At 51.7% G+C, this 10,231-nt stretch carries 8 protein-coding genes; 2 read left to right on the forward strand and 6 right to left on the reverse strand.

The window, feature by feature from the left end; all coding sequences use genetic code 11:
• Nucleotides 1-295: 295 nt before the first annotated feature.
• Nucleotides 296-1,267 carry an elongation factor P--(R)-beta-lysine ligase gene (epmA, locus tag ACVA58_RS24240; RefSeq protein ID WP_446512842.1) on the forward strand — a complete coding sequence of 324 codons (972 nt, stop codon included), beginning with the start codon at nucleotides 296-298 and terminating at the stop codon, nucleotides 1,265-1,267.
• A gap of 283 nt (nucleotides 1,268-1,550) precedes the next feature.
• Here epmA and ACVA58_RS24245 read toward each other — a convergent pair whose 3' ends face one another.
• The 6 genes from ACVA58_RS24245 to rsgA all read right to left on the reverse strand — a co-directional run bounded on the left by ACVA58_RS24245 (nucleotide 1,551) and on the right by rsgA (nucleotide 9,344).
• The gene (locus tag ACVA58_RS24245; protein WP_446512843.1) at nucleotides 1,551-2,447 is read right to left on the reverse strand and encodes a DMT family transporter; all 897 of its coding nucleotides are present in this window, start codon (nucleotides 2,445-2,447) and stop codon (nucleotides 1,551-1,553) included.
• Nucleotides 2,448-2,619: 172 nt separating this feature from the next.
• A complete protein-coding gene (locus ACVA58_RS24250; RefSeq protein WP_446512850.1) occupies nucleotides 2,620-3,309 on the reverse strand; it encodes a carbonic anhydrase in 690 nt (229 codons plus the stop codon).
• A gap of 284 nt (nucleotides 3,310-3,593) precedes the next feature.
• Nucleotides 3,594-5,477: a methyl-accepting chemotaxis protein gene (locus ACVA58_RS24255; RefSeq protein WP_446512844.1), complete on the reverse strand. Its 1,884-nt coding sequence runs from the start codon at nucleotides 5,475-5,477 to the stop codon at nucleotides 3,594-3,596.
• A gap of 242 nt (nucleotides 5,478-5,719) precedes the next feature.
• Entirely contained in the window at nucleotides 5,720-7,135 is a 1,416-nt protein-coding gene (locus ACVA58_RS24260; RefSeq protein WP_446512845.1) for an SLC13 family permease, read from the reverse strand.
• Between the two features lie 134 nt (nucleotides 7,136-7,269).
• Entirely contained in the window at nucleotides 7,270-8,151 is an 882-nt protein-coding gene (gene asd / locus ACVA58_RS24265) for an archaetidylserine decarboxylase (protein ID WP_446512846.1), read from the reverse strand.
• A gap of 140 nt (nucleotides 8,152-8,291) precedes the next feature.
• The gene (gene rsgA / locus ACVA58_RS24270; RefSeq protein WP_446512847.1) at nucleotides 8,292-9,344 is read right to left on the reverse strand and encodes a small ribosomal subunit biogenesis GTPase RsgA; all 1,053 of its coding nucleotides are present in this window, start codon (nucleotides 9,342-9,344) and stop codon (nucleotides 8,292-8,294) included.
• Nucleotides 9,345-9,482: 138 nt separating this feature from the next.
• Between rsgA and orn the strand changes: the two genes are divergently transcribed.
• A complete protein-coding gene (gene orn / locus ACVA58_RS24275; protein WP_255043419.1) occupies nucleotides 9,483-10,028 on the forward strand; it encodes an oligoribonuclease in 546 nt (181 codons plus the stop codon).
• Nucleotides 10,029-10,231 lie beyond the last annotated feature (203 nt).

Consider the following 10,231-nt stretch of genomic DNA (forward strand, 5'->3'; position numbering starts at 1 on the left):
CAAATGACTGGTATGTGATTTTTCTGTTAACCTTTTATTTTTATTTGGTGCTTGAAATGCGACCAGGTTGAACGCAGGCTGATCATGTTTTTTCATAATCTTTCATATGCTTTCTGTGGCTCATTACTATTTCCGATATTTGGCTAATCGAGGATCACTCCGCTTGGTGGGGCTCTATTAGGGGCAGCATTTGAGGGCGTGTTCTTTGGGTATTCGCTTTTTCGGTAATGGGTTTTGGACAAATTGGGGTAAAATATTGGCTTCATTTTCCCTCAATGTTTGATGATTACTGGCTATGACTATCCACTGGCAACCGACCGCTCCCCTTCCCCAGCTAAAGCAGCGTGCTGCGATACTGGCGATGATTCGACACTTTTTCGCTCAACGCGAGGTACTGGAAGTCGATACCCCGGCGATGAGCCAAGCTACCGTGACAGATATTCATCTGCATACCTTTCAAACGACCTTTGTCGGCCCGGGCTTTGCCGATGGCCAGCAGCTTTATCTGATGACCAGCCCTGAGTTTCACATGAAGCGTTTGTTGGCTGCAGGTAGTGGAGCTATTTATCAGATTTGTAAGTCTTTTCGTAACGAAGAATCGGGTCGCTTTCACAATCCGGAATTTACCATGCTGGAGTGGTACCGCCCTGGCTTTGATCATCATGCCTTGATGGATGAGATGGATGATTTGTTGCAATTGGTATTGGGTAGCGGGCCTGCTGAGCGAATGACCTACCAGCAGACATTTATTGATGTACTAGGTGTTTGCCCACTGGAAGGTAGCATGGCTGAGCTCAAGGTTGTGGCGGCAAATTTGGGGTTGGCTGATATCGCCGAACTCGAGCAGGATCGCGATACCTTGTTACAGTTGCTGTTCAGTGTCGGTGTCGAGGCGAAAATCGGCCAACAGGTACCCGCATTTGTTTATGACTTCCCGGCTTCTCAGGCAGCCTTGGCCCAGATTAACCCGAAAGATAGCCGTGTCGCAGAACGTTTTGAAGTGTATTTCAAGGGGATAGAGTTGGCCAATGGCTTCCACGAGCTGTCCGATGGTGATGAACAACTCTCCCGCTTCGAAGCTGATAATCGTAAGCGCGAGGAAATGGGGTTAACCCCGCAGCCGATCGACATGCACTTGATCGAAGCGTTGCGTGCTGGTTTCCCAGATTGTGCTGGTGTGGCCTTGGGGGTGGATCGTTTGATCATGCTATCGCTGGGTGTGGATCATATTGATCAGGTCAGTGCCTTTCCGATCACGATTGCCTGATTGTCGATCCTTAACCTGTGGCGTTAACGCGATATTTGACCAATGAACCGCGCGGCAATTTGCCGCGCTGTTTGTTTCTGCAGGCAGAAATTGTTCATACATCTGGTGGCAGGAAGGTATTGCTGCCGCGGCCAAAAGCTGGGGGAACAGCCAGTATTGCTAGTATTATCGTATCTCTCTGTCGTTATGGTGTCGTCGCGGGGTAGGATTCCAAGGCGTCTTAACCAACAGGTCAAAGCATAATCTAATTACGGGTTAGGTGCAAATGGTTATCATTTGTATTTTAGCTGGCCAATATCAACATCGTACCAAATACCGCAACCATAGCCCCGACCCATGCCGTAACTGGGGGGCGTTGGCGGGTATGCAGCCAGAGCAAAGGCAGGATCATGATCGGAGAGGTTGAAGAGAGCAAGGCGACCATCCCGACATCGCCATCGCGCAATGCATAAAGGATCAGGGTCATGCCAATTGCCATCGCAAGCAGTCCGTTGAGGGCGACCTGGAGGAAGATTCTGACGTTGATCGGCTGGAGTGGTCGGGCAAGTTGGACCCCAGTTAGGCGCAAGAGCGAGTGGGCCGTGAGGGCGCTGGCCATTCTGACCGCAGATGCGGCGATGGGATCGACTGCGGTCTGCATAACGGGTTTGGCGATGATGGCACCGAGGGACTGGCATAGGGCCGCTGTCAGCCCGAGTAAAACGGCGAATGCGAGCGAACCATGGGTGCCTTCCCAGTGTTGCTGCCGATCATTGCTTGGGCGTTGGCCGAACATAATCGCGATAGCCACACCGGAAAAAACGGCGATGCTGCCAATAAGCTTCCAGTCTTGTAACACTTCACCGAATAGCCACATGCCAAGTAATGCCGAAAATACCGCATGGCAGGCAAACAACAAGCCGCCGCGACGGGGGCCGATGCGATTGCAGCAGGCAAACAAGGCGGTATCACCGATAAAAATGCCGATCACACCAGACAGTAACATCACAGCGGCATAATCCCACTGCATGCTAAGCCAACCGCCGTTGAGCCATGCCATGCTCGAGAGCATCACTGCGACACAGGCCATCCGCCAGCGGCTATAGGCAAAAGCGCCCAAATGTCGGGAAGGGGTGATGGAAATCAGGCTGCTGATAGCCCATAGCAATGCGGCAGCCAGCGCCAGCCATTCGTAGTGCATGTTTATCCTTAATGGCCTATCGTGCAATATCCTTATATCTGGCGAATATCTTGCGGTATATCCAAGTGAAGAGGCAAGGTATTTGTCGCTGTGGATAAGGGTGAAGGAGGAAACGGCGCTTCAGTTGAAGCGCCGGAGGTAGGGGTAACGCAAATTCAAATGAGGGATTAACTTACTCAAGGACGACCCGGGCATTGAGGGGCTGGAGTGGACGGGCATTCTCCCCCATCACCTTATGCAAGCTGTCGATTTGCTTTTCGGTACCGGCTTGGGCTTCGCGCATGACAAACCAGCGTACCCCCTCGCTGCATGGAGGGGTGGTCAGTGAGCCGCTGAAACGGTAATACTCCCGCTCCCTCGGTAGCAGATCCGCTGGGTTTAGGGCATCGTTGAGGGGCTGGACCTGATCTTTTTCAGGTATGGTGGCCAGCAGGGTATTGAAAGCCTCGTTGCCTCGTGGCCCGGCTTTAAACATTGCCGCCACGACGGCCAGTTGACCCTCAGCATTGGCATGGACGAAATGCACTTCGAGTGGGAACTGCTTGCCGGCGATATAGTTTTCCGATGGGGTATGGAAATGGAACTGTTTGAGGTCGAAGGTTTGATCATCGATGATTAACTGGTTCTTGCCCTCGACATTGGCCTGCACGGTATGACCGTTATTGATCACCTCACGAACCTTGCCCTGATAATCTATTTGCAGCGGGGTCAGTTCGGCCTTGATAGTGTGCTTGATATCGATCGGGGTTTGGTTTACCCCCTCACTGCAGGTGGCAAAGCTCTTGCCCCAGTTATCGGCACCATGCTCTCCCTCGTAGCTCCATTCCGCCGCTTGGGCGGGAGACAAAGATGCCGCAGCCATGGCGAGCAGTAACACTTTGAAAGACTGTGATTTCACTTTCGTTCCTCTCTATTCTTATTAAGTTAGCCAACATTTCCAGTGTAGTGGGTGGGGCGTCACTGTGGAGAGGAAGGGAGTGGAATTGGCAGCCATATCCAGTATTAGAGAAAAACGCAAACAGTTAATGAAAACCTAGTTATTGATTTTGCGAGGACTTCCCCAAAATGTACCCCAAAAAAAGCCGCCCTTGGCAGGACGGCTTTACTGATGAGGCCTGTTAGGTTGTGAGTATCAGACCTTAGACCTTAGACCTTAAAACGCGACACGTCGCGGCACATGCTGGCGGCGGTGCTGTGCATTTCCTTGGCATTTTCGGTGACCGCATCGGTCTGGACCGACAGGTGATCAGATACATCTTTGATCGCCTGGGTGTTGCGACTGATATCTTCGCTGACGGCCCGCTGCTCTTCGGCGGCGCTGGCAATCTGGGTCGCCATGTCCGAGATCTCGCCGATCGCCTGGGTGATTTGGCTCAGGCTGTCACTGGCCGCCTCGGCAAAGCCGACGCTCTCACCGGCTAGGTTGGTGCTCGCCTGCATGCTGTCGACCGCTTGGCGAGTATTTTGCTGCAGGGTTTCGATCATCGCGCGGATTTCTTCGGTCGAGTCATGGGTGCGCTTGCTCAGTACTCGTACCTCGTCGGCGACAACCGCAAAGCCACGCCCCTGCTCGCCTGCTCGGGCGGCCTCGATGGCGGCATTGAGGGCTAGCAGATTGGTCTGCTCGGCAATCCCTTGGATAGTCGACAGGATCTGGTTGATGTTTTGGGCATTGCTTTCCAGCTCATGGATCACGTTGGCGGCATCGCCTACCTGCGTGGCCAGCGAAGTAATAGCGGTGCGGTTTTGGCTGATCACGCCCTGGCCCTGCTCACAGGAGCTGGTAGAGGCCTGTGCTGCAGCGGCGGTCATTTCTGCATGACTGGCCACCTCGGCTGAGGTCGCTGACATCTCATGGATGGCGGTGGCAATCTGGTTGATATCGTTTTGCTGTTCGTTGACTTTCTGGTTGGCTTGCAATGTTTGCTGGGCGGACAGCTCGGCTTGCTCGCCAAGGCGGTCAGACTGGGTGACCACGCCCTTGATCATGGTCTGTAGTTGGCCGAGGAAGCGGTTCATGTTATCGGCCAGTACGCCGATTTCATCCATGCGTTCAATATCAATACGTTGGGTGAGATCGCCTTGACCTTGGGCTAGTTGGGCGACCGAATCGCTGAGCCGTGATAGCGGACGAAGCAAATTGTTGATAATCAGTGTAGCGATTGCCGAAATTACAATATACAGGCCGACGGAAGCTAACAGGATAAACGTGATCTGCTCACCGATAGAGGCAAAGGCCAGATCTTTGTCTTCCACTAAAGCCAGCGTCCAGTCCGTCCCTGCAATAGGGGTGGCATAGATCAGCTTATCCTTGCCGTCGCTATCGAGATGGAAAGTGTGGATAGCCGGGTTGGCAACCAACCGCTGGAGCAGCTGTGGAGATAAATCGCGATCCAGCTGGGTCAGTGGCTGCTGGCTCAGTGACTCATCACGGTAGGCAACGATGTTGTTGTTGCCATCGACCAAAAAGGCAAAACCGTTGTTGTCCAGCTGAAGGTTAAGCACTTGGTCGATGATATCTGTGATGGTTAAATCGGCTGCCAGTACCCCACGGTATTGGCCCTGAAAGGCTTTGGCAAAACTGACCACCATGCTGCCATCGAAATCCTCGTAAGGTTCGGTCAGGATAAGGCCGTTTTGGCGCATCGCATCCTGATACCAAGGTCGGGTACGGGGATCGTAGCCCTCAGGCCAATCTTCAGTCTTGTCACCGTAGGCAATGGTACCGTCACTGAAACCGGCATAGACTGACAGGAACTGACCGGCCCGCTTGGTGAGAAGTAATTCCCGGTCGACTTCGTCCTGGTTGGCAATCAAGCTCTCGTTGGCCTGCATCATATCACTGCGTATGGCGAGCCAGTCGCTGATATTGCTGCTGGTGCCTTGGGCGATATCGCGCATTTGGTTGTTGATGGCACTGGTGGTCTCCTGCTGGAGCTGGGAGATGGATATCCAGGCTTGAACGGCGCTGACGGTGGCGATAATCACGGCAATCGCCAGTTGTATTTTGTGTTTGATCGTTAGATTCATTGTTATCTCTCTCGGCAGCCAGGTGTTGGTTTTATATAGGTGGCTTTTCCGGTGTGTTTTAGCGGAGCGATGTGTACCTTGGGCAAAGCGAAAAGACCCATGGCAGAAGGTGAATGATCATCATCGATAATTCATATAATTAAAGTGATCGGGTTAACAGAGTTATGCTTCTAAAGTATCGGAATAGTAAGGTTGTGTGAAGGCGGCATAAGCTGCCTTCACACTTTTGGGATGGACTCCGGTTAGGTAATTATCAGCGCGGCAGCATAGACCACAGCGAGGCCGACTAAACCGATGATGAGACCGGTTTTGGCCATGTCTTTACTTTCTATTAACCCAGTTGAGTAAGCCAGTGAGTTAGGTGGTGTTGAAACCGGCAGGATCATACCGAGCGAGGCCGAGAACGCGACAACGACCAGTACGCCTTGCAGACCGCCGATTGATGCCAAGCTTTCCATGGATGCGGCGACAGCTGCTGCGATCGGGATCAACAGGTTGGCGGTAGCCGTGTTGGACATGAAGTTCGCCATCAGCCAACAGATGATCGACAAGGTCAGTACCACTGCAATGGGTGATAGGGCATCGTAGTCCACAGCATGGGCCAGAGCCCGGGCAAGGCCGGTTTTATCCAGCGCGAGGCCAATGGCAATACCACCGGCAACTAGCCATAACACTTCCCAGTTAATCAGCTTGATTTCTTCTTTACCCATGATCCCTGTCAGAGTGAACACGGCGAGCGGAATAATGGAGACTACATAGACATTCATGCCATGTAGCGAGCTGGTCATCCAGAGCAAGATAGTGAGGGCGAAGGTGATGTAGACCACTATGGCCTGCCAGCTCTTCTGGAACTGCCCATTGAGTTCGAGCTTCATGTGGGTTTGGGTGGATGGAAACATTTTTTGCAGTAACCACCAGGCAAAAGCCAGCTGAAGAATAACAAACGGCAGACCAATCACCATCCAGCCAAGGAAACTAATGGCATTCTCGCCTGTTAAATACTGCAAGGCAATGGCGTTGGGCGGGGTACCGATTGGGGTGGCAATACCACCGGTGTTGGCGGCGATAGGGATACACAGCACCAATGCCTTGATGCCAATATCGCCTTTGGGTACCGAAGCGACGATGGGCGCTAGCAGGGCCAGCATCATTACGGTGGTCGCGGTGTTGGACATGAACATCGAGAACACTGCAGTGATTAGCATCAGGCCGAGCATGATGAATTTTGGCTGGGTGCCAAACGGTTTGAGCAGTACCCGTGCCAAGTTGTTGTCCAGCTCATATTTTGAAGCAGCTATTGCGAGGGCAAAGCCCCCCATGAACAGGATGATGATAGGTGACGAGAATGAACCGAGGATATCAGTGTATTTGAGCACTTCCCCCATCTCGTGGCCCGCAGGAGGGGTACGGAAGGTATGCAGGCCACTATCGGAGATCATGATCAGTTGTGAGGTAATGATCAGGATCGAGGTGGCGAACACAGGGACGGGCTCCAGTACCCACAACAGGGCCGCAAGAGCAAAGATAGCCAGAAGGCGGTGTTGGGAAACGGTTAATTCAGCGATAGGAATCGCATCAATCGGCAGCATCAGGATCCCGAGCGGGATCCCGAAAGCGACCAGCAGCTTAACTAGCTGGGATATTGGGATTTTTTTCATGATATGTTGGTTTGCTTATATTATTGACTGACCCCAGCATACTATTTGGGTGTTGATATTTTCCTCGATATGGTCAATTTTTTGCATAAAAAAAGGGCCGTAAAAGGCCCTTTTTGTTCAAAAATGTTAACCGTTTAGACTTCCGGCTGCTCCGCTGAAACACGCTTTGCGTAGGCACTGCCCATTTTGGTCGGCACACCAGCTTCCAGACCATCAATAAACTCAATGGCATTTTCCGGGAACAGGTTGATCACGGTTGAACCCAGTTTGAAGCGGCCCATCTCATTCCCTTTCTTCAGGGTAATAGCTTGCTCGCCATCGGCTGGGTAATTCCAGCGATGAATTTGCGGGCTGCGCGGTGGTGTAATGGTACCTGCCCATACCGTTTCAATGCTGCCAACAATCGTAGCGCCAACCAGTACCTGTGCCATTGGACCGAACTCTGTATCGAAGATGCACACCACACGCTCATTGCGGGCAAATAAATTCGGTACATTTTTCGCGGTCAGTGGATTAACCGAGAACAACTCACCTGGCACATAGATCATGTGACGCAGGGTGCCATCACAAGGCATATGCACGCGGTGGTAATCTTTTGGTGACAGGTAAAGTGTTGCAAAATGGCCGTCTTGAAATTGATCAGCCAGTGCTTGGTCGCCACCTAGCAGCTCAACCGCTTCATAGGTGTGTCCCTTGGCCTGAATCAGCTCGCCGCCAGTGATGGGGCCTAGTTGGCTGACACAAGCATCGGCAGGGTGGCTGATGATCGCCGCATCGTCATTGATTGGGCGGGCACCGTCTTTCAGCTCGCGAACAAAGAAGTTATTGAAGGTGTCGTAAGCTGCTGGATCTGGGTTACGAGCTTCATTCATATCAATGCCGTACTGGCGGATGAACCAGCGGATAACTGCGGTCGTTAACTTGCCAGCTTTCATTGAGGCAAGTTTGCCTGCTAGCTGGGTCAGGGTTTGCTTTGGCGCGCAGTACTGCAAGCCGATTTTGAAATTGTCGTGCACGGTGCCTTCCAGAAACAATAGGTTTTTCAACAAGATAGTTACTTATCTGTAACCTTGGCCTGTAATAATACCTAACTTGCTGAGTAAAGTCAGTTACTTGCTGTCGCGGCTTCCCTGTAGTACGGGGAGCCGCGAAGCAATCAATCGGGCTTGTTACGCGAGAACTGACGGTTGGCGACATTTTCTGACATGCTGTCGATGATCTTATGATAGCTGTCATAGCGCGCTTGGTGGATTTTACCTTCCTCTACGGCCTCGCGAATGATACAGCCCGGATCATTGCCGTGCTTGCAGTCGCGGAACTTACAGCCGCCCAAGTAATCGCGGAATTCAACGAACGCCTCGGTGACTTGCTCGGTTTCAAGGTGCCAGAGGCCGAACTCTCGTACCCCTGGTGAATCGATAAGATCACCACCGTCAGGGAAGTGGTACAAGCGAGCTGCAGTCGTCGTATGCTGACCCAAACCTGAGTTTTCGGACACATCGCCGATTTCGGCATCGACTTCAGGCATCAGGGAGTTCACAAGGCTCGATTTTCCGACGCCCGACTGGCCGGCAAAAATACTGATATGGCCTTTGAGATCGTCACGTAACCCATCAAGCCCTTCACCCGTTTCAGAGCTGACCAAGCGCACCTGATAACCAATATCTTGGTACAAGGAGAGGGTTTCCTCGACGTGTGTCCGCTCTTCTGGCTCAAGCAAGTCGACCTTGTTGAGAACAATAAGCGGTGGAACACCAACGGTTTCGGCTGCGATTAGGTAGCGGTCAATAATATTGAGCGATAGCTCGGGCAGCACGGATGACACAATGATGATTTGGTTGACATTGGCTGCCACCGCTTTGACACCATCATAGTAGTCTGGACGGGTAAGCATCGATTCACGATCATGGACGGCTTCGACGACACCGTTAATGCCTTGGAGTGCTTCAACACCTGGACGCCAGACAACGCGGTCGCCAGATACCAGACTCTGAATACTCCGGCGTAAGTTGCAGCGATGGATAATACCGGTTTCAGGATCTTCAACATCAGCATGCTGACCGAAACGGGTGATCACGAGGCCTTCACGAGCAGACTCCAGTAGGGCTTCATCCCACTGGACGTCATCTTTTTCGCGTTTCAGGCGTTTGTTTTGGTTTGAGCGCACACGGCGACTCTGACCTTTAGTAAGCTTTTTCTTTTTTGCCACAAGAATATCGTTCAGTTAAGTTGGCTTACGGTAATATACCGATGCATAGCCCGCCGAAAAACCTGCAGTTGCAACCTCGGCATTGGCGCTAGTTTGGTATTATCATACATGGTTTACTCATAGAATAGGCAATATCCGATGATGATCAGCGATCAGAACCTAATTTGGATCGACTTAGAAATGACCGGGTTGGATCCAGAAACCCATAAAATCATTGAAATTGCGACAGTTGTAACTGATGCGCAGCTCAATGTGTTGGCTGAGGGGCCGGTACTCGCGATTCACCAGCCTGAAGCTGAATTGGCCAAGATGGATGATTGGTGCACCACGACCCATACCAATAGTGGCTTAGTTGAGCGGATCCGCCAGAGCAATGTGAGCGAAGAAGAGGCCATTCGCCAAACTATCGCATTCTTGGAGCTGTGGGTACCGAAAGGGGCATCGCCAATTTGTGGCAATAGTATTGGTCAGGATCGCCGTTTCCTTTATAAGCATATGCCGGAACTAGAGCAGTACTTCCACTATCGTTACTTGGATGTCAGTACACTCAAAGAGCTGACTCGTCGCTGGAAACCGGAAGTGCTTGATGGCTTTAGCAAGAAAGGTAGCCACTTGGCACTCGATGATATTCATGATTCGATTGCTGAATTACGGTACTATCGTGAGCAAATAATGAAAATCTGATGAGTAAATAGACGGTTGGAAAGGAAAGAGCAAAATTTTTTTGAGAACTATTGCATCCGTCTCATTTCCTCGTATAATGCGCAGCCTCGAAAGGCAATTCTTACTTTAGTTTGCCTTTCAATAAAATACGGACGCGGGGTGGAGCAGCTTGGTAGCTCGTCGGGCTCATAACCCGAAGGTCGTCGGTTCAAATCCGGCCCCCG

The organism is Photobacterium sp. DNB22_13_2 (assembly GCF_052873915.1).